19 protein-coding genes and 1 tRNA gene are annotated in these 20,222 nt (G+C 49.8%); 10 read left to right on the forward strand and 10 right to left on the reverse strand.

From position 1 onward, the window contains the following. The first annotated feature begins 188 nt into the window (after positions 1-188). Positions 189-1,406: an N-acetylmuramoyl-L-alanine amidase gene (locus tag AC5I6P_RS01075; protein ID WP_495691908.1), complete on the forward strand. Its 1,218-nt coding sequence runs from the start codon at positions 189-191 to the stop codon at positions 1,404-1,406. A 73-nt stretch (positions 1,407-1,479) separates the two neighbouring features. Here AC5I6P_RS01075 and opcA read toward each other — a convergent pair whose 3' ends face one another. From opcA to AC5I6P_RS01105, 6 genes are all read right to left on the reverse strand, one after another. Beyond that, positions 1,480-2,847, reverse strand: a complete 1,368-nt coding sequence (gene opcA / locus AC5I6P_RS01080) for a glucose-6-phosphate dehydrogenase assembly protein OpcA (protein ID WP_495691909.1) — start codon at positions 2,845-2,847, stop codon at positions 1,480-1,482. A gap of 152 nt (positions 2,848-2,999) precedes the next feature. Further along, a complete protein-coding gene (zwf, locus tag AC5I6P_RS01085) occupies positions 3,000-4,529 on the reverse strand; it encodes a glucose-6-phosphate dehydrogenase (protein WP_495691910.1) in 1,530 nt (509 codons plus the stop codon). A gap of 103 nt (positions 4,530-4,632) precedes the next feature. Beyond that, positions 4,633-5,781 (reverse strand): transaldolase, encoded by a 1,149-nt coding sequence (gene tal, locus AC5I6P_RS01090; RefSeq protein WP_495691911.1) that lies wholly within the window; start codon positions 5,779-5,781, stop codon positions 4,633-4,635. 51 nt (positions 5,782-5,832) lie between these two features. Further along, the gene (fbp, locus tag AC5I6P_RS01095) at positions 5,833-6,906 is read right to left on the reverse strand and encodes a class 1 fructose-bisphosphatase (RefSeq protein WP_495691912.1); all 1,074 of its coding nucleotides are present in this window, start codon (positions 6,904-6,906) and stop codon (positions 5,833-5,835) included. A 178-nt stretch (positions 6,907-7,084) separates the two neighbouring features. After that, on the reverse strand, positions 7,085-7,747 hold the full coding sequence (locus AC5I6P_RS01100) for an HAD-IA family hydrolase (RefSeq protein ID WP_495691913.1): 663 nt from the start codon (positions 7,745-7,747) through the stop codon (positions 7,085-7,087). 207 nt (positions 7,748-7,954) lie between these two features. Beyond that, entirely contained in the window at positions 7,955-9,559 is a 1,605-nt protein-coding gene (locus AC5I6P_RS01105; protein WP_495691914.1) for a hypothetical protein, read from the reverse strand. Between the two features lie 212 nt (positions 9,560-9,771). On the opposite strand from AC5I6P_RS01105, the gene AC5I6P_RS01110 reads away from it, so the two are divergent. Beyond that, entirely contained in the window at positions 9,772-10,527 is a 756-nt protein-coding gene (locus AC5I6P_RS01110; RefSeq protein ID WP_495691915.1) for an HAD family hydrolase, read from the forward strand. A 13-nt stretch (positions 10,528-10,540) separates the two neighbouring features. Further along, the gene (locus AC5I6P_RS01115) at positions 10,541-10,873 is read left to right on the forward strand and encodes an MGMT family protein (protein WP_495691916.1); all 333 of its coding nucleotides are present in this window, start codon (positions 10,541-10,543) and stop codon (positions 10,871-10,873) included. On the opposite strand, the gene AC5I6P_RS01120 is transcribed toward AC5I6P_RS01115, so the two are convergent. Further along, positions 10,870-11,310, reverse strand: coding sequence for a Tery_1686 family protein (locus AC5I6P_RS01120; RefSeq protein ID WP_495691917.1), 441 nt, complete (start codon positions 11,308-11,310; stop codon positions 10,870-10,872). The genes AC5I6P_RS01115 and AC5I6P_RS01120 overlap by 4 nt on opposite strands. Before the next feature lie 157 nt (positions 11,311-11,467). Between AC5I6P_RS01120 and AC5I6P_RS01125 the strand changes: the two genes are divergently transcribed. Then, positions 11,468-11,539, forward strand: a tRNA-Gln gene (locus AC5I6P_RS01125). A gap of 138 nt (positions 11,540-11,677) precedes the next feature. On the opposite strand, the gene AC5I6P_RS01130 is transcribed toward AC5I6P_RS01125, so the two are convergent. Continuing rightward, a complete protein-coding gene (locus AC5I6P_RS01130) occupies positions 11,678-12,454 on the reverse strand; it encodes a COP23 domain-containing protein (RefSeq protein ID WP_495691918.1) in 777 nt (258 codons plus the stop codon). Positions 12,455-12,767: 313 nt separating this feature from the next. Between AC5I6P_RS01130 and crtR the strand changes: the two genes are divergently transcribed. Continuing rightward, positions 12,768-13,703: a beta-carotene hydroxylase gene (gene crtR, locus AC5I6P_RS01135; protein ID WP_495691919.1), complete on the forward strand. Its 936-nt coding sequence runs from the start codon at positions 12,768-12,770 to the stop codon at positions 13,701-13,703. Positions 13,704-13,846: 143 nt separating this feature from the next. Next, positions 13,847-14,230, forward strand: a complete 384-nt coding sequence (locus AC5I6P_RS01140) for a phage holin family protein (RefSeq protein WP_495691920.1) — start codon at positions 13,847-13,849, stop codon at positions 14,228-14,230. 57 nt (positions 14,231-14,287) lie between these two features. Here the strand turns inward: AC5I6P_RS01140 and aroH are convergent, their stop codons facing one another. Further along, positions 14,288-14,683 (reverse strand): chorismate mutase, encoded by a 396-nt coding sequence (aroH, locus tag AC5I6P_RS01145; RefSeq protein ID WP_495691921.1) that lies wholly within the window; start codon positions 14,681-14,683, stop codon positions 14,288-14,290. A gap of 108 nt (positions 14,684-14,791) precedes the next feature. After that, positions 14,792-15,628: a signal peptide peptidase SppA gene (sppA, locus tag AC5I6P_RS01150; protein WP_495691922.1), complete on the reverse strand. Its 837-nt coding sequence runs from the start codon at positions 15,626-15,628 to the stop codon at positions 14,792-14,794. A 179-nt stretch (positions 15,629-15,807) separates the two neighbouring features. On the opposite strand from sppA, the gene AC5I6P_RS01155 reads away from it, so the two are divergent. The 4 genes from AC5I6P_RS01155 to AC5I6P_RS01170 all read left to right on the forward strand — a co-directional run bounded on the left by AC5I6P_RS01155 (position 15,808) and on the right by AC5I6P_RS01170 (position 20,179). Then, the gene (locus AC5I6P_RS01155) at positions 15,808-16,908 is read left to right on the forward strand and encodes a DMT family transporter (RefSeq protein ID WP_495691923.1); all 1,101 of its coding nucleotides are present in this window, start codon (positions 15,808-15,810) and stop codon (positions 16,906-16,908) included. 108 nt (positions 16,909-17,016) lie between these two features. After that, the gene (locus tag AC5I6P_RS01160; RefSeq protein ID WP_495691924.1) at positions 17,017-18,060 is read left to right on the forward strand and encodes a HEAT repeat domain-containing protein; all 1,044 of its coding nucleotides are present in this window, start codon (positions 17,017-17,019) and stop codon (positions 18,058-18,060) included. Positions 18,061-18,116: 56 nt separating this feature from the next. Further along, positions 18,117-19,202 carry a glycosyltransferase family 4 protein gene (locus AC5I6P_RS01165; RefSeq protein WP_495691925.1) on the forward strand — a complete coding sequence of 362 codons (1,086 nt, stop codon included), beginning with the start codon at positions 18,117-18,119 and terminating at the stop codon, positions 19,200-19,202. A gap of 89 nt (positions 19,203-19,291) precedes the next feature. Then, on the forward strand, positions 19,292-20,179 hold the full coding sequence (locus AC5I6P_RS01170) for a S66 peptidase family protein (RefSeq protein ID WP_495691926.1): 888 nt from the start codon (positions 19,292-19,294) through the stop codon (positions 20,177-20,179). Positions 20,180-20,222: the final 43 nt, after the last annotated feature.

Consider the following 20,222-nt stretch of genomic DNA (forward strand, 5'->3'; position numbering starts at 1 on the left):
GAGATCAGCAATCGCTCAGAGATTGCAAAGCAATTGCATCGGCAAGTTTATTGTGTGAGGAAATATTTTGTGTGTGAGTTTCTAAATCTGCGTTGAAGGATGCACAACCAATTTAGCAATGCTAAATCAACGCTAAATCAACGCTAAATGCTTTGCAATCTGCAACGTCTATCAACACGATACAATCCATGAAAAATTCATTGAATCGCTCTTCAGAAGTAAATACGGCGCTCAAGATCAAAGGGAGTCTCTATGCCCTCTTACCGTTTGCCCTTTTCTTGCTTGCTGCCCCGGCACAAGCCGCCCGCTTGCAGTCTTGGCGATTCAATCCTGCACAAAATCAGCTAAATTTCACCACCGATGAAGGCGTTCAACCAAAAGCACAACTGATCGCAAATCCGACGCGGCTGGTGGTAGACTTACCAGGCGTTATTCTGGGGCGTCCAGCAGTGTCAGAATCTTACACGGGCAACGTGCGATCGCTGAGAGTCGGACAGTTCGATCGCGGCATTACTCGCCTTGTAGTTGAACTTGCGCCGGGATACACGCTCGATCCAAGCCAAGTAAAATTTCGAGGTACAACAGCGCAGCAGTGGTCCGTTCAATTACCTGCGCTGCAACTAGCGAGTGCCGGAATTCCCGGTTCTGCTGGAACTCCAACGGCTGGGCCTCCCGGTTCTGTTGTTGTACCAACCCGGCCCAGTGGTAGCCTATTTCCGATTCCGCCCACCAATTCGGCTCAAATTCCCGTCCCGCTTCCACCCGTCGCAAGACCAAAACCCGTTCCCCCATCTCAAACTCCCGTCCCGCTTCCGCCCGTTGCAAAACCGAGTCCAGTTACCCCTCCTCGCGTTCCTAACAGTAAGGCTGTCGTCGTGATCGATCCGGGACATGGCGGGCCTGACCCTGGTGCAATTGGAATCGGTGGGTTGAGAGAAAAAGATATTGTTCTGGATATCAGCAAGCAGGTTGCCGCTCTACTCCAGCAGCAGGGCATTCAGGCAGTCATGGCGCGATCGTCCGATATTGATCTCGACTTAGAACCGCGAACGACCCTTGCCAATCGAATGAGGGCTACAGCATTTGTCAGTATTCACGCCAATGCGATTAGCATGAGCCGCCCTGATATTAATGGTCTAGAAACGTACTATTATCAGAGCGGCTCCAGTCTGGCTCAAGCGATTCACCGGAACGTTTTGCAAGAGACCGGCGTTCAAGATCGAGGGGTGCGGCAAGCAAGATTTTATGTGTTGCGATACACCACAATGCCGTCTGTATTGGTCGAAGTTGGATTTGTGACCGGACGAAACGATGCGGCGAAGTTATCAACCGCAGACTATCGAAAAAAGATGGCAACCGCGATCGCACGAGGCGTCGTGCAATATTTAGGTCAGCAAAAAGGCTAATCCATACAATTCGCTCGTAGAAACGTTCTAAGTCTCCACGAGCGAATGAATCACCAGATGGGTTAAGCAAGCATCATTGAGAGATGATTTTTGCCGTTACTTCCATGCTCTCTTCGTATAAAACATCCTGACCAAATCGCTGAAGCTGCTCGCTCAACAGCGTTTCCGCCTTTTGATCATTAATTGGCGTCACCTGGTTGATCGTGCAAGATTGAGCGCCACCTGCCGCCTCCATCCGCATACAGCCTGTTGTTTCAGAGCAGAGGACGGTACAACAGTTGGCCGCTTCATTGGTCGAGTTTAGTTTCAAACTGACCAAATCGCCAGCGACTTGTCCAGCATCAGCAGTCGGAATGCCCGCGAGTTCGGCTTCGATTAGGCGTCCGTCTGAACTTGTGAACGAGATGTACTGGAGATCATAGATATCCTCTTCTTTGCGGCGACCTGTGAATTCCCAACCTAACCGACTCGCCAGCCAGCCCAAAAACATTAGCGCTTGAGTTGGATTTCCTTTCTCGTAGTCAATCACCACCCGATCGACTTCTCGCACCGACTCCCGCCGCTCTGGAGGATCAAAAGCTTCCGCCGTTAGTTCTTGCCAAGCGGCTAATCGACGCCAATTTAAATCGGCAATCTTGAGGTCATCTTGCATAAATCCCTTAAGCTTTAGCAAGTCGCCTTCTGGATCAGCCGTAAAGCGGCTAGAGTCAAAAATGATTTGGTTGCAAAGTTTTGATAGTCGCTGAAATAGCTCTTGATCAAGAGATGGAGCCGCTTTCCACCAGAGCAATCGAGGCAATTCATTAATCAGCAGCGACGACACTAGTCCGCTAACTCGCTCAAGCGCGGTTTCTGTCCCCTTGAGCATGATGTACTCACAGCAGATCAGCGAACTTTTGTTCTGTTTGTGAATTGGGCAGTAGGCAGAAACTTGAGCCGAAACGCCTTCGTCTTCGCCCGCAATGGGAAACAGCGAAATAATCCGGCAAGGATTTTGCGCCGCGATCGCATCGGCAATGCCCATTCCGCTTGCATCTAGCGCATACTGCGGCAACTCTTCTGTACTGCCGCTCAGTGGAATCTTGCCATTTCGCACCGCGAGTTCCGATCGCAGTTTCTCAATCAATTCAGGACTCGACTTTCCAGTAACAGGTAGCGAATGGGCTGCTTGGGCTGCTCGAATTGCTGCATCCGTTCGGGGTCCATCAATACCGTCAATCGGCCCAGTATAAAACCCCAGCATTGCCAGCAGCCGCTGAGTTTCTTCTGGCTCATAAATGACCAAAGTAAAGGTAGACGCGCGCATTGCCATCAACGATGACCCATCGCCATTGGCGGCACTATAGCTCTGCCAAATCTGATGAAGTTCCGTCTCCACTTGGTCGAGCGAAACATCTTTTGGGGCTTGAAGAGAAACTAGGGGAGCGGATTGGGGAGCCATAAGAATAAAAGGATGAGGGATGAAGGATGAGGGATGAAGGAAAGAGGGATCAGGATGAAGAGCGTCGAAAGCTGAGTCTAGAGAGTAAATTTACAATGACTTGTAACTGACACAGCAAGCTTCATCCCTCATCCCTCACCCCTCATCCCTATTTATAGTCTTCGCCACCGCCGACCGTCGCGATTGATCAACAGTTCAGCTTCTGCCGGTTCCCACGTCCCTGCCTCATACTGCGGGATCATGGAAGGATCAGTCGGTGCTTCCCAGGCGGCGAGTGCAGGAGTGACGACGCGCCAAGCCGCTTCTACTTCGTCCGCACGCGTGAACAGCGTTTGATCGCCTGCCATGCAGTCGAGCAGTAAGCGATCGTAGGCTTCGCCGCCTGTGACACCGAACGAAGAACCGTAGCTGAAGTCCATATCCACCGAGCGCGTCCGCAAGTCTGCACCAGGCATTTTGACTTCAAAGCGCATGCCAATGCCCTCATTAGGCTGCATTCGCAGCGTTAGAACGTTGGCGTTTGCCTGCTTTGCGGCTGACTGAAAAATAAGATACGGCACATCGCGAAACTGAATCGCAATTTCAGACACTTTTTTCGGTAAACGTTTGCCGGTTCGCAGATAAAATGGAACACCCTGCCACCGCCAGTTGTCCACCATAAACTTCATCGCTACATAGGTCGGGACGGTGGATCGAGGATTGACCCCTGGCTCAGAGCGGTAGCCCGGAACTTGCTTTCCTTTCATCCAACCGGCTGAATATTGCCCTCGAATCGCCGATCGCTCTAAATGAGTGGTGTCAGCAAGGTGAGTTGCCTGAATGATTTTGACTTTCTCGGTTCGGACGCTATCAGCATCCAAGGAGTTGGGCGGCTCCATGGCTGTGAGACAAAACAGTTGCATCAGATGGTTTTGCACCATGTCGCGTAGGGCACCCGACGACTCGTAATAGCCTGCCCGATCTTCAACTCCGACGGTTTCAGCAACGGTAATCTGAACGTGATCAATAAACTGACGATTCCACAACGGCTCAAAAATGGCGTTGCCAAACCGGAACACCAGCAAATTTTGTACCGTTTCTTTGCCCAAATAGTGATCGATCCGATAGACCTGTTCTTCTCGGCAAACTTGGTTGACCACGCGGTTGAGTGCCTGTGCCGAACTTAGATCGCGCCCAAACGGCTTCTCAATCACAAGGCGAGTTCTGTTGGCGTCGTCTAACATGCCAGCCGCGCCAAGCTGCCGAATCGCTTCGGGAAAGAATTTGGGAGCGACCGCAAGATAGAAGACGCGATTTCCGCGCGTGCCTCGCGTTTTGTCGAGTTCTTCGAGCCGCGCCTTGAGCTTTTGATAGCCTTCAGGATTGTCGATGTCACCTGGACAATAGAACAAGCCTTGGGCAAAATCTTGCCACAGCGCATCTGAACCGACGCCATCCGAAAATTCTTCGACGCCTTCTCGCATCTGTTCACGAAAATAATCGTCCGACCACTCGCGACGAGCGACCCCAACGATCGTCAGTTCGGGCGGCAGGCGGCGTTCTCGCTTCAGGTGATAGAGGGCTGGAACCAGTTTGCGCTTGGTTAAGTCGCCAGAGGCTCCAAAGAACACAATAATATTTGGCTCTGGCATCCGCTGCTGCTGGAGACCAACGCGGAGGGGGTTTTCGAGCAAAGTGACCATAGGCGAAAAGGGGAATGGGGGGGACAGAAAGCGCTAAGCATCAACGCCCTAGACGCTCTTGAGGGGTAGGGTAGGGGATGTTACCTCATCCCCTCAGCCCAACTTATACCGCTGCAAGCCGATCGACTTTTTCTTGCAGCGATTTCATCAGCGACTCAAAGGGTTGAACGAATTTTGCAATCCCCTCGTCGAGAAGTTCATCCATCACCTGCTCTAAGTTGATATCCACGTCGGGATCATTCAAGCTTTGAATCAGGTTGTAGGCTTCGTCAATGTTCGTTTCGATACGAGGAGCAACGTCGCAGTGATCAGCGCACGCTTCGATCGTGCTGGGTGGCAAGGTGTTGACCGTATCGGGTCCAACTAGTTCATCGACATACATGACATCGCTGTACTCAGGATTTTTAGTACTGGTACTTGCCCACAGCAGCCGCTGGACGTTTGCGCCTTTTTCTTTGAGGGCAAGCCAACGGGGATCAGCGATGATTTTCTTGTATTCTTGGTAAGCAATTTTGGCGTTTGCGATCGCAACTTTTCCTTTGATCGCTTTCAGCTTGGCTTCGGTAGTCAGTTGATCTGTGCCTTTTGCCAATAGTTCGTCAATTTTGCCATCGATGTTGATATCGATCCGGCTCAAAAAGAAACTCGCCACCGATGAAATCTTGCTAATGTCTTCTCCCTTCTCAACGCGCTTCTCTAAGCCGCGAATGTATGACCAGGCGCAATTGACATAGCTTTGCACCGAGAACAGCAGCGTCACGTTCACGCTGATCCCCTCGCTGATCACCTGCTCTACCGCTGGCAAACCCGCTGAGGTTCCCGGAATCTTGATCATCAGGTTGGGGCGATTGACTTCCTTGTGATAGCGACGTGCTTCCTCGATTGTTTTTTGGGTATCGTGCGCGATCGTCGGCGGCACTTCGATGCTGATGTAGCCATCGAGTCCTTCTGACTCTTCATAGATCGGCAAGAAGATATCGCAGGCGTTACGGATGTCTTCAAACACCAGCGTCTCGTAGATCTCCATCAAAGGCTTGCCTGCCCGGATTGCCGCTTCGATATCGGCATCGTAGATTTTGTTGCCTGCGATCGCTTTTTCAAAGATCGCGGGGTTGGAGGTGATCCCCCGCAAGCCGCGCGTCTCGAGCAACTTCTTCAACTCACCAGACTCGACTAGATCGCGGCTCAAATTATCCATCCAGATACTTTGACCGTAATCACGGATTTCTAAGAGATGGTTTGTAGCTGTCATAGAGAATTAGCTCCTGTGTAGGGTACGCCGCTGCAAACACGGCTGGATAGATTAGCGGGGAGACACCATCGATTGCTTTTTATTCGCCCCGTCTTGAATAAACGATTGAACCAGCGCCACGTCTTTTTTACTGCCAATAATTAGCGGCGTGCGAGCGTGTAGCTTGGTTGGTACAACATCTAAAATTTCTTGTGTCCCGGTCGTTGCCAAACCCCCGGCTTGCTCCATCAAGAACGCAAGAGGAGCCGATTCATATAGCAATCTGAGTTTACCGTCCGGTTTCTCAGTTGTACCAGGGTAGAGAAATACTCCCCCTTGATACAAGATCCGGTGGAAGTCTCCCACCATTGCACCACCATAGCGGGCCGTGTAGCCCTCGTGCCGATGCACATAGCGAATATAATCGCGGATTGGCTCATCCCATTGCCAAAAGTTGCCTTCGTTCACGCTATACACGGGGCCGTGAGCGGGAATCCGCAAATTTTCGTCTGCCAAAATGAACTCGCCCAAGCTGGGATCAAGCACAAAGGCATGAACGCCCTGACCGATTGAGTACACCAGCATCGTACTGGGACCATACAAGATGTAGCCTGCGGCAAGCTGTTTTCGTCCGTCACTCTGAAGCAAATCTTGCGCTGTACCGTCTCGGTCTTCGCCTTCTTGCTGTCGAATGGAGAAGATAGACCCAACATTGATATTGATATCGACATTCGAGGAACCATCGATCGGGTCATACAGCAGGGTGTAGCGACCGACCGGGCAATTCTCAGGAATGTAGTACGGAGCGTCCATTTCCTCGGAGGCAAGGCGACAGACCAATCCGCTTTGTTTGAAGACCGAAATAAACACCTCGTTGGCGTAGATATCCATCTTCTTGACAGATTCTCCTTGCACATTGGTATCGCCAGTAAATCCCAAGACGCCTTCCATCAGCCCAGCGCGACTGAGCCGACGAGCAATGAGCTTGCCTGCCAGCGCAATGCGCGACATGATGGCGCTGAGGTCTTGAGCGTCTGCTGAAAAGCTGTGAAGCTGTTCGAGGACGTGACGTGAGAGTGTGGTGCAGTCGCGATCGAGAGCCGAGTCGCGTTCTAGAAGATCGTGCATTGAATGGGCATCGACCATAGGTTCATCTCCCTACATACGGGCGGGTGACACTGACATAGCATACGCAGATACAAGTGTCACTAGCTCTATCTTAGGAAGGCATTTGGGGATTGGGGGCTTATTTTAAGATGAACTATAGATTAGTGAGCGTAAGCATTGGGCCTGGGGTAGAGCGGAAAAAGTGAAGTAACAACGATCACAAAAACTGCTCAACGTTATCCCTTCTGGATAATTGCGGGTTGATGATCTGAAGTAATTCTTGAGGGGCATGGAGCAGAAAATCAGGGCGGTAGGCCGCTAAGAGTTCGGTAGAGTTAAATCCCCATGTGACTGCGATCGCGCTGACTTGGCTCTTTCTTGCCGCTTCAATATCTCGCGTTTCATCTCCTACGTAATAGACGGTTTCGGGTAGAAACTGGTTTTGGCGCAGAATTTTTTTAATCAGGCGACTTTTCCCAAACGGACGCGAACTCGATACGACCTGATCAAATACGTCAGATAACTCTTGAGTCTCTAGAAAGGCTCGAATATTTTTTTCTGAATTCGTTGACACGATGGCGAGCCAGTGGCCTTGTTGTTTCAGTTCCAATAGGGTTTCTTTAATGTCAGGAAAGATGGGCAAGTGTTGAATGCTCTGCCCAAACTCTGCGTTAAATCGCCGCACTAGGAATGGAACCACAAATACAGAGATTTTAGCCTGCTTCAAAATCTCTCTAGAGGTTAAGTTTTTCAACTGCTTAAATTCTTCTAGGCTAGTGGTTCGGTAGCCAAATTCCTTTGCCAGCCGATTTGTAACTTGGAGGGCAATTTCTAAGCTATTGGCGATCGTACCGTCGAAGTCAAATAAAACAACTTTCACAGAAATAGGATATATAAAGAGCAGGATGTGACAAGTAGAAAATGACTGACTCACAATAAAATTGTGAGGTGCGCCAATCCTCTTGACCTTCTACAGCTTAATCAATTTTGTGACGAAACTTATTATCGCTGGTTAGTTCTCTGGGGATGAGGCTATCGCATTCACCAACACTGAATCAACAAGACCTTTGTTTGTCGCAACAGAAGCTTAACTTATTGAAACAAAGCCTGCGATCGCGCCCTGTTTATCGCCCAATTCATAACGGGTGACGGCTCGGTTGTAACACGCCGTTTCATCATTGGCAGCAAGCACTGGGTGATCGTAGCGCTCAATCAATCCCTCGATTACTTCAGCACTGCGGGTGCGCACACCCACCGTGACCTCTGGGAAAGCAGCGCTCGTCGTTGCGACAGGATGAACCCCCAAGATGGCATAGGCGCGATCGCACACCAAGAAATTTTCATCTGTACCTAGCACCTTAAACCGGAACTGGTTTGGGTACTCGCGTTTCAGTTGAGTCAGCTGATTTAAAGTCGTTGCTAAAAATTTCTTTGCGGTCTGGTGAGGGTTGCCACTCGTGAAGTGAGGTTCCAGAGGGGTTCTCAGAACGAAGTCTGAAGGATTGTGAATACACCGAGCTTGACGGTCTCGTACATTTCCTAAATGACCCCAACCCACATGCAGCGAAGCACCACGATCTAATAATCCTCGAAATTGAGTGATGAGGTCAGCATCCAACATCGTGCGATCGGGATAGGGAAACACTACAATGACCCGCGATTGAGCCGTTTTAAGCGCTTCCTCTAGCAAGGCTCGGCGGTTTAGTAACGTATCTTGCCCGGCATTGTGAGATGATTTGAGACCCAAAACTAGTTCACACTCAGAAGCAGGTGTCGCGATACGCTCTGACGGGGTGGCGTCTTTTGACTGAACCCACGACGACAGCGTATCCATTTGCTTTCGCATAATGGTATTTACAGTCTTCATGGGAAGGACGGTCTGTTCTAACTGCTGCTGCTGACCACGAATTTTTTCAACTTCTGCCATTAACCGTGCTAAATCTCGACGAGGAACTAAGTCACCCACAATTTTGGTTAGTTCACCAACGTCTTGTTTTAGCATCGTGGCATCAAACGGCTGAGGTAATCGATTGAGGCGGCGATGAAGGCTGTTAATTTCGTCTTGCAAAGCTCTGGAATTACCTTGCTGCTGAGAACTACCTTGCTGCTGAGAACTTGAGACTTCAGCAAGTTTAGTTTGCAACTGAGCAACATCGGAGTTGAGTTGCGCAATTAGCTTACGGACCTCTGGCGGAATGCCTACACCTTCTTGATTAGCACTAGCAACCCGATTTAGAGTTGCCGTCATCGCGGTTAGCGTGTCTGACAGTTTTGTGTACTTATGCTGCAAGTCCGCCATTTCTTGAGGCATCCGGCTAAAAGCGCTGGTTTCAAAGGGAGCTAATCGCTGAGCAATGTCGGATTGGAGATGCGCGATCGCGGCGTCATTGCGCTGAGAAACTGACCGAGTAAAGCTGCTAAAGTCACTCAGCGTCGGCAACGTTTTAACGTGCTGACCGAGAATCTTAATTTGCCCAGAAAGCTTTTGATTCAACTGAACCACTCTATCCTCACTCTTCTTCTGAGCGGCTTGAGTTGCCCGCTGCCGATTGGCAAGACTCAGTAGCAATAAGAACGAAAATGGAGCAGCGGTCACGGCAAGTTGCTGAGATGCGATCGAGGCAACAGAACTAATTCCGGACCCTGCTAAAAGAAGATACTCCGTTAAATTTAGCCACTTTTTGTTTTCCATCCCTGCAAGCCCCTGATCAATTTAGATTTCTACTGAGTCTTTTTTGATACTTAAAACACGGAGTGTTACCCTTTTCTACAGTGCTAGGGAAGATAAATCAGGAAATTAGAGAAAGAAATTTTGAGTGTGAGACAGAGGTAGATTAGGGAGAGAACAAAAACGGTAGAACCATTCCTACCTGCTTGACGTACATTCTTCCTACACCCCTTCCTATGTCTAACCTCCGCGCTCTCATTTTCGATGTTGACGGCACACTCGCAGACACCGAGCGAGATGGGCATCGTGTTGCGTTCAATCAAGCGTTTGCGGATGCTGGACTCGCCTGGAATTGGTCACCCGATCTCTATGGCAAGCTTCTAGAAGTTACGGGTGGAAAGGAGCGAATTCAGCATTATGTCAACACCTATGAGCCAACGTTCAAATCGCCAGCTGGCGATTTGAAAAGTTTTGTAGCAACACTGCACGCGAACAAAACCGAACACTATAAAAAGCTGTTAAAAGACGCTGTTATTCCCTTGCGTCCTGGCGTTAAGCGGCTCCTGTTAGCCGCACGTGAACAAGGGCTTCGTCTCGCGATCGCAACGACAACCACACCCGCCAACGTCACCGCTTTACTAGAATCATCCTTGTCCCCCGACAGCCTTTCCTGGTTCGACATTATTGGGGCAGGAGATATCGTACCGAAGAAAAAACCGGCCTCAGATATCTACCAGTACGTTCTAGAGCAAATGGACTGGAAGCCAGAAGAATGTGTAGCCTTCGAGGATTCGGGTCAAGGCTTGAAATCGTCTTTGGGAGCGGGATTAAAAACCGTAATTACGCTCAACGACTACACGCGCTCGCATGACTTCACAGGGGCAGCGTTTGTGTTAAGCAGCTTTGGAGAACCCGATCAACCGTTTGAAGCGATCGCAGGAGATGTGGGCAATGCAACCTACTTTGACTTACCTCTAATTCAAGCCCTCTAATTCAAATCCGTTAATGTCCGCCTATCACCGGATTTACGAGATCGTGCAGCAAATCCCCTACGGTCAGGTTGCCACGTATGGTCAAGTTGCCGAGCTTGCCGGACTGCCAAGGAGAGCGCGTTTGGTCGGCTATGCCCTCTTTCGCGTTGCACCTGAAATGGCTGTTCCTTGGCATCGAGTGATCAATGCCAAGGGAGAGATTTCAATGTCGCCGTTTCGAGAGGGCAAGGACTATCTCCAACGATCGTTGCTTGAAGCGGAGGGGGTTCAATTCAATCAAAACGGCAAGGTCAATCTCCGCCAGTACCTATGGCAACCCGATCACCTGTGGGCTGACGAAACCTAACCCTCCTGAGTCTCAACCTCTTCGTTAAACACAAGCAGGATTTTGCGGCAAAACTCTTTCAAACTGTCGCAAATTTCAGGAGTCGGATGCTTATCGCCTGCAAAGTTCCAATCCTCGATCGTTGAGAGCGTCCATTGCTTGCCTTCATGAGTAAACCCGGCGGCTTCAATGCCGATCGCGCGGCGCACGCTTGTCTCTGAGTCCTGATGAAAGCGAATTTGAATTAAAATACATCGGCTCTGAAATCGACGGCTCCAGCCCGGAAAATTGAAGCTCAAATCAATGGAATCTGGGTCAACGAGTTCGCGGGTATCAGCGTCGTTTGCCCACGGTTTGAGATCCGAGCGGGCGTCAGGGTACTCCGACTTGAATAGATTGACGATCGCAGCAATCTTGCTGGCAGTCTTAAGATTGATAGCTTGTTCTGCTGCATTCACTCCAAGCGATTCTCCTAGCGCGACCTGGTTAATCCAACCTTAGCGGTTATTTTCTATGATAGTCACCCGACTTGTTATGAAGCCGTGCCGAGAGATACTAAAAAAGTTGTTGACACATTCCCTCCATTTGTTGCTAATATACCTAAGGAACACGCGTTGGGGCGTCGCCAAGTGGTAAGGCACCGGGTTTTGGTCCCGGCATTCCTAGGTTCGAATCCTAGCGCCCCAGTTAATCAAGAAACCATAAATCAAGAAGCGGTGAAGGTTAACCTTCACCGCTTCTTGGCTTGTGAGAACAAACTTTGGAAGAGTCATTAGCGCAGGGCGCAACTCCACAGGAGCCGCTTTACAGGCTCCTCATGACGCACTACTTAAACAGTCTAGGCTTCTTCGTCGGCGCAACCGATTGACGCACTTGGACTCCACCTCTGAGCATCTCCCCCGTACCGCCATCTTTAGGCGATAAGAAAGGCTTCAGGTTAATGTTGCCATTCGATACCTGTGTCCGCCTGCGACCCAACCCTAAAGCGTCTCCCAATCTACCAAGGATGTTGTTACTCCCACTTTCACCGTAGGTATAGACGCCTTGAGTTTGTTGGCCGCTATCGGCAACCGTGAGATTTTGGAAGACGCGATCGCGGGTTGCGACTGGGTCTTGTCCAGCCGGAACCGTCAAGACAATCCGGCACGACGGATAACGCTCGGTCGTCACGCAGACCGTATTCAATCCGTTTTCAACTCCTGTCTTCATTTCTACCAATCCATCAGGACGGTAAGACTCTAGACGACGGGCAATCTCATTACAACGACGTTCAGGACTCCAGCCCCCACCCATAGCGGTCGGAACCGCCCAAGGAAAGGCGACGTTGGGTCGGTTATCAGGATAATACATAACCGTAGGTTGACCCGTGTTGGTCTGACACATAAACCGGACTCCGTTGAGCGGCGGTGTCGCCGTTGTCCCCCCAGACGTCCCCGTGTTAGAGCCACCCGGACCGATGATGATATCTCCAGGAGTTGTCGAATCGGAAGGAGTCGTTTGGGCAAATGCAGCCCCACTCATGAGCATTACGGCTCCCAACGAAAGACTCACTCCTCTTACTGTTCGCGCCTTTAAGCCCAACCCAAACTGTCGTAGCGACATGGTACTCAACCTCGATTCTGTGGATGAATTGATAATATTACTGTTCTCTCGATTGCCCTTCTACAGTTCTGTTCCAGCCCTGAGAAAATAATCGAGAAAGTAGACTCTAAATAGGCTAAACTCTCATTTCACTAAAGACAGATTTTTAGAGAACTTGTTCCCCACAGAAAAACTAGTTGTGCTAAGGAATGCTCGCGATCGCTAAACCGTTCCTAAAAAGCCGCTTTTGGCTTTAACTCTTAAGGGGGTTTACTTAACTTCATGACTTCTCGTATCGTATACTACGCAAAGTATTAGAAAGGAGAAAGGCTGCATGTCGGAGGCAACAAAGCCCCTGACCGTTCCGAGAGAGTTGTTAGGTCCGCCCGGTGACGTCAACCCAACCCTGATTGTTTTCTTTTCGTCGATCTTAATTGCTACCCTTTCGGTGATTGGCTATTGGTGTTGGCATTGGGTTGACTGGTGGTGCTTCTGCCTCGACGTACTGGCATTACATCTAGTCGGAAGTGTGATTCATGATGCCTGTCATGGAGTTGCGCATCGCAATAAAATTGTGAACGCTATGCTGGGACATGGAAGCGCTTTGATGCTGTGTTTCTCCTTTCCAGTGTTTACCCGCGTCCACATGCAACACCATGCTCATGTGAACGATCCAGACAACGATCCAGATCATGTAGTATCTACGTTTGGACCTTTGTGGATCATTAACGCGAGGTTCATGTACCACGAAATTTTCTTTTTTAGACGCAAGCTATGGCGTAAATATGAGCTTCTAGAATGGGCGATCGCACGAATCGTGCTCGCCGCGATCGTATTTACCAGTTATCAGTATGGCTTCATGGGCTATGTCTTCAATTTCTGGTTTATTCCGCTTGCGATCGTGGGGATGGTACTAGGAATGTTTTTTGATTATTTGCCCCATCGCCCGTTTAAGGAGCGCGATCGCTGGAGAAACGCGAGAGTATATCCTGGGCGACTTCTGAATTGGCTGATCATGGGACAAAACTATCATTTAGTTCATCACCTATGGCCCTCGGTTCCTTGGTACAACTACGAGAAGGCATACTACGCAACCAAGCCGCTGCTAGATGCCAAAGGCTCACCTCAATCGATTGGTCTGCTAAAAGAAGATTTTTTAGGCTTTGTGTATGACATCTTCTTAGGGATTCGATTTCACCCGAAATCTCAAAAAGAACCAGAGTTTCAAGCCGCTTCTGAAGTTTTGCAAGAAACTCCGATCGCTGATTAACACTGAATAAACCTCATTAATTCAGACTTTAACGAGTCTGAATTTTTTTCACAAATCTGTCTCGGTAGAGAGGCTAATTACTCTGCAGGTTCGTCAGACTTGTATTCAGAAGAATTGCATTATTGAAACTCTGAGGGATAAAAATGGAAGGAACAAAACTTGTTGGATATCTTTTCACTCTTCTGGCTACAGCGCTTAGCCTTCTCGTTGCCGATATTCTTTTACCTGGCGTTAGTATTCAAAGCTTTCCTGTAGCAATCATTGCTGGTGTTGTAATTGGTCTAATCAACACCTTTATCAAGCCAATCCTGACGCTCCTGACACTGCCGATCAACTTCCTGACACTGGGTTTGTTCTCGCTAGTTGTCAACGGTATCTGCTTCACCCTAGCCGCCGCTTTGGTTCCTGGATTCACGGCTCATGGACTTTGGGCATTCATTCTAGGACCTGTCGTGTTGTCGTTTGCTAGCACGTTCTTGAACAAATACTTTGCTGAGCGTAACACTGACCTCAAGCCTCAAGCATAAGAAAACGGATATAAAAAAACAGGGTGGAAGACACTACCCTGTTCTAACTAATTAATCTTACCGATGGGGAGAACCAATCTGAGCTAGCGACCAGTCTGGCCTCAGATTTTTTGCTTTTCTGAGGTAGGGATGATGAATTTTGATGGCTGGATTGGGGGTGTTGAAGTGAATTAAAAATCGAATACACCGCTCTAAACTGCCTTCAACATGCATCTGCTGAACATCAATAAGGGGAATGTTTTCCCAGTTGGGGCGATCGCGGGCGATCGCCGCTGGAAACGTAGCATCCAAATCTTTTGTGACCGTGAAGAAGGCGCTGACAATCTCGTTAGGGTCAAGTTGATTGTAAGTTTCTAATTCATCTAAGAGTTCTGTCACCGCATCTCGAATTGCCTCAACGGTATTTTCTGAAACGGTGGTTGCCCCACGAATCGCTCGAACACGCCACTCCACGCCAAGTCCTCCCCTTAATTAAAATTCTGCTGGTGCTGTTGGGAACGCTACCACATTAGCTTATCAAGACAGAGTGTGAGCAATTGCGTAGCAAGTATGAGAAAAAATTTACGGACGGTAGAGCCAGAGGGGAAGCCCACTTGTGGAAAGCTCGAATTCTAGCCATTCGGCTCCGGTCGCTAAGGCTGGAACCGCACGAATAGCTTGATTAAGCTGCTCATTGGATGTGAAGCGACTGACTAGGGATTTCCGTTCCTCGAAGTTGTGAACGCGAGCTTTTTCAGGATCGAGTCCGGCAAGTTCGGCAACCCAACGCCGAGCATCTTCTTCGGTTCCTAAGCGATCGACAACGCCTAAAGCAACGGCCTGTTCTCCGCTGAAGATACGACCGTCCGCAAAGGATTTGACCGTCTCAACCTCTAGGCGTCGCGCATCGGCAACGGTGTGGACAAACTGAGAGTACGTGACATCTACTAAGTCTTGCAGAATAGTTTGCTCAGTGTCAGTCAGTTGACGATCGAAGGACAAGATATCTTTGTAAGGCCCCGATTTGATCACTTTGAACGAAACCCCGACGCGATCGAGCAAGCGTTCTAAATTATTGCCCCGAATGATCACACCAATGCTACCTGTGATCGTACCCGGATTTGCCATGATGTAAGGCGCGCCCATACTAATGTAGACGCCTCCCGATGCAGAAAGATTGCCAAAACTCGCGACGATTTTAACTTTTTCTTGTAATCTCTTGAGCGCACTGTAAATTTCGTGGGAATCGACGACGGTTCCGCCAGGACTGTCAATTCTGAGCAGCAGAGCCGGAAAACCTCGTTCTTCGACCGTTTTGAGATCTTCTAAGACACGGTTTCGGGTTGCCCCTGCGATCGCGCCTTTGACTTCAATTCGAGCAATCTGCTTACGCGCACCACGCTTGAAAAAACGAACCATAGTTTAGCTAAGGAGAATCTAGTGTTAAAAAGAATAAACTCTAATCAATAGAGAACTTCTCTTCAATCTTAGCCTTTTCCCCCTCTAGAGTGCTTTTCAAGAGCCGTGCTACATCCGTCGCTCCTTAACAGAACTACACAACTTCATTAAGATAAATAGAATGCTCATGTATCCTCCTCATGCATCTCAAACTTACTGAATCTCGGCTGCCCTTTGCTTCTGTTTTGCTGATTGCGCCCTTCTTTTTGTGGGGAACCGCCATGGTCGCCATGAAAGGCGTCATGCCAAACACGACTCCTTTCTTTATGGCAGGTGTCCGGCTGTTGCCTGCTGGCCTATTGGTACTAGCAGCTGGGGCAGTGATGGGGCGATCGCAGCCGAAAGGCTGGGCAGCTTGGCTCTGGATTTTGCTGTTTGGATTGATCGATGGAGCCCTCTTTCAAGGATTTCTGGCGCTAGGACTCACGAGAACGGGAGCCGGGCTCGGTTCTGTCATGATTGATTCTCAGCCCTTAGCGGTGGCGATATTAGCACTGTGGCTGTTTGGAGAAAAAATCGGAGTTTGGGGCTGGTTGGGATTAGCGTTTGGCGTGCTTGGCATTAGTTTGTTAGGGCTACCTGAAGAGTGGATTTTGTCTGCTGGAAACCAGTTTGTAGCCGTGATGACAGATATGGGTTCCTTTTCAGATGCGATCGCAGGGCTGTTTGATAACGGACAGTGGCTCATGTTGCTGGCTGCCCTATCGATGGCTGTTGGAACAATTTTGGTACGCTATGTCTGCAAATATGCCGATCCGGTCACGGCGACGGGTTGGCATATGGTCTTGGGCGGTGTGCCGCTCTTTGCGTTGTCGGGGCTGCTAGAAACGTCCCAGTGGTCAAATTTGACCGTCTCAAACTGGCTGTCGCTGTCGTACTCTACGATATTCGGCAGCGCGATCGCCTACGGTTTGTTCTTCTATTTCGCCTCTAGCGGTAGTCTCACAAGTCTAAGCTCTCTCACGTTTCTGACACCCGTTTTTGCGCTGCTCTTTGGCAACGTGTTTCTGTCGGAAGTGTTAACGCCGATTCAATGGTTGGGTGTGGGTTTGACCCTGATCAGCATTTATTTGATCAACCAGCGAGATGTCTTGAGCGAAAAATTCCAAATCTCAATTTCTCCGGATTTAGCTGAGCCAAGTCCGAAAGAGCAACTGATGTCGTCTGTAAGTCAGAACTCCAGCGAAATTATGCCAGTACCTTTAGCGCAGGTTGAGTCTGAATCGGAACATCCCTCGTAGCGAGTTGAGCAACTTTCCCGGGCAATCTAGGGTCTGGCGGTTAGGATTGAGCTAGTTTGTCAAAGCTGCTTTCTTGGTACGCTAGTCGCCCTTTTCTTGGATTAGCCTATGATTTCCTATCGCCGTGTTCTTTTCATCCTGACGTTTGCGTGTCTAGGTATCGCTGTCCCTAGACATAGCACAATTGCGACTAGCTTAACCGCTCGTCCGACTCAGGTATCTAGTTCTAATCAAAAGGCAATTCTACCGATTGCACCGCCACTCTTGGCGAAAGCAGATCAAGGAAGTTCGAGTAAACCGGTGTGGAAGTCGCCTTGGCTGCTAGGCGGAATTGGCGCTTCGAGTCTTGTGGGTGCAACGGCGTTAGTCCTGTCTCGAAAGAGGCGTCACGAAGGCTCTATCGAGGAGACGCCCAAAGAAAAACTGCTCCTTCCTGAAGCACCTTCCTCAAAAGATTCGCTTATGGGAGAAGCACCTAGCGATCATTCGGAATTTGGCAAAGCCAATCGCACGATAGCCGAGTCCCAAATGACCAGTAGTACGTCAACTTCTGACATTTCCCACTCAGAGTCGTTAGTTAAAGAAAAAGAATTAGTCGATGCGACGGGTAACGTGGTTGCCAATCGTCCAGTAACGTCGGGCTCAAAAGCGTCAGAAACCCCTGTTTCAGAAACAACTCGCCTATCTAAAATCAACATTGTAGAGGAGTTAATTCATGAGCTTCGGGTGCCTGATCCAGCAAAACGTCAGAAGGTGATTTGGGAGCTTGGACAGCGAGGCGATAGTCGCGCCGTTCAACCACTTGTTGATCTGATGATGGATTCAGATTCTCGGCAACGGAGTTTGATTTTGTCTTCCCTGTCTGAAATCGGCACTCGAACGCTGAAACCGCTCACTCGCGCCCTGGCAATTTCGCTACAGGATGAGAACGCTGATGTACGGAAGAATGCTATTCGGGATTTGACGCGGGTGTATGACATGGTGGCGCAGATCAGCCATTTGTTGAATCAGGCCACTGACGATCCCGATCAAGATGTGCAGGAAACAGCCCGGTGGGCGCTAGGTCAGCTCAATCGAATTCGATCGACACCGGGAAAAGAAGCGCTGCCTACAACAAAGAATTCGGTGAGCCGGCCAGAGAGCTTGCCGTAGCCGAATGAAGAGATAATGAGACAGTCTCGTGTTCTCCAGCGATAGGTTTTGCTACCGTGTCTTATCTTCGTCCGCTCAGAGTATTACTACTATCTACTCCGGTGGGGGCGATTGGATCGGGGTTAGGCGGTGGTGTGGAGTTAACCTTGAAAAGCGTGGCACGATCGCTGATTCAACGAGGACACAGCATCACAGTTGTTGCGCCCGAAGGTTCAGTATTAGACGGAATTCCCCTGATCGAGATTCCTGGAGAACTGCAAATTACTGCTCAAACGGGAGGGCGCGATGAGCTGATCACGCTGCCGAAAAACTCTGTGCTAGGCAACATGTGGGACTATGCGCGGCAAGTGCAGCACGAGTATGATTTGCTGTTTAACTTTGCTTACGATTGGCTGCCGTTCTATCTGACACCATTTTTTGAGCGGGCGATCGCGCATTTGGTCAGTATGGGTTCGCTCAGTGACGCGATGGATCAGATTATTGGCAATGTAGCGGAGCGGTTTCCTAAAACGATCGGCGTTCATAGCTTGGTGCAAGCGGAAACCTTTCAATTCGCGTCTCAGTGTTTCAACATTAAGAATGGCTTTGATCTGTCGAGTTATCAGTTCTGCGCTGCTCCCAAAAATTATTTAGCTTGGGTCGGGCGAATTGCACCTGAAAAAGGATTAGAAGACGCCGTAGCCGCGATTCAAGCAGTAGGCGTTCCGCTCAAGATTTGGGGAGTTATTCAAGATCAGAACTACTGGCAGAAGATTTTGGCGGACTATCCGACCGCGCCGATTGAATATGCGGGCTTTCTGTCTACCCATGAGCTACAGCAGGCGTTAGGAGCATCACGAGCGTTACTGATGACGCCGCATTGGGTGGAGGCGTTTGGCAATGTTGCGATCGAAGCATTAGCGTGCGGTGTGCCGGTGATTGCCTATCAGCGCGGTGGGCCGGCAGAAATTGTGCGAGACGGAAAAACAGGCTGGTTGGTTGAGCCGGATCGGGTGGATGAGTTGGTGAGCGCGATCGCAAAAATTGATCAAATCGATCGAACTAGTTGCCGTCACCAGGCTGAGACCGAATATTCTTTGGAGGCGTTGAGCGATCGCTTGGAAACTTGGTTCGCCAACATCTTGAATTCGTCTCAGGCTTAGAGTAAGGTGTGGCAGCGGATTTGGTAGCGGATGTGGCGGATGTAGGATCTGTGAGGCGCTAACTTTTCCTGACCTATTCATCGCCAATTATGAAACTTTGTCAGCTTCCAACACCACTTCAACCTGGGGATCTGCTGCGGGTGATTGCGCCGAGCGGCGCATTGCGGGAATTGAGTGCCTTTAACCGGGGTGTAGAGGTGTGGCGCGATCGCGGCTATCGCGTGGAATTTACAGCGGGATATGACGATCGCTTTGGCTATCTTGCTGGAACGGATGAGGTTCGACGCGGGGCGCTTGAAACGGCATTAAACGATCCGGACTGTCGTGGGATTTTATGCGCGAGAGGCGGTTGGGGGGGAGCAAGACTGCTCGAAAAATGGGCATTTCCACCCGTTGAACCGAAATGGCTAATCGGATTTTCAGATATCACTAGTCTGCTGTGGGCCTACTCTGGCGAAGGCGTGGCAGGTGTTCATGCCCCGTTGCTAACGACGATCGCAGCCGAACCCGACTGGTCAAAGCAGCGATTGTTTGATCTCGTTGAAGGTCGTTCTCTTCCACCTTTAAAAGGGGTCGGTTGGGGCGGCGGACGAGTCACGGGGCTTCTGCTGCCTGCAAATCTTACCGTTGCCACTCACCTATTGCACACGCCTTGGCAACCCGATTTGTCGGATGTGATTCTGGCAATCGAAGATGTGACTGAGCTTCCGTACCGCCTTGATCGGATGTTGACGCAGTGGCGATCGTGTGGCGCATTCAATTCGATTCGAGGGATCGCGATCGGACGTTTCAGCCAGTGCGATCCCCCACCAAACCTCCTTAGCTTTTCAGTCGAAGCGGTCTTGCGCGATCGCTTGTCTGACTTGGGAATTCCGATCGTATCAGACTTGCCGTTTGGTCATGATGGTGAGAATGCCGCCTTGCCTGTGGGCATACCTGCGACCTTGGATAGCGATCGCGGCGTTCTAAGTTTCTAAAACCTTTCAAAAATCGGTTCCGTCTGGACACAAGCGAGATATG

This window comes from Myxacorys sp. (genome assembly GCF_059501405.1).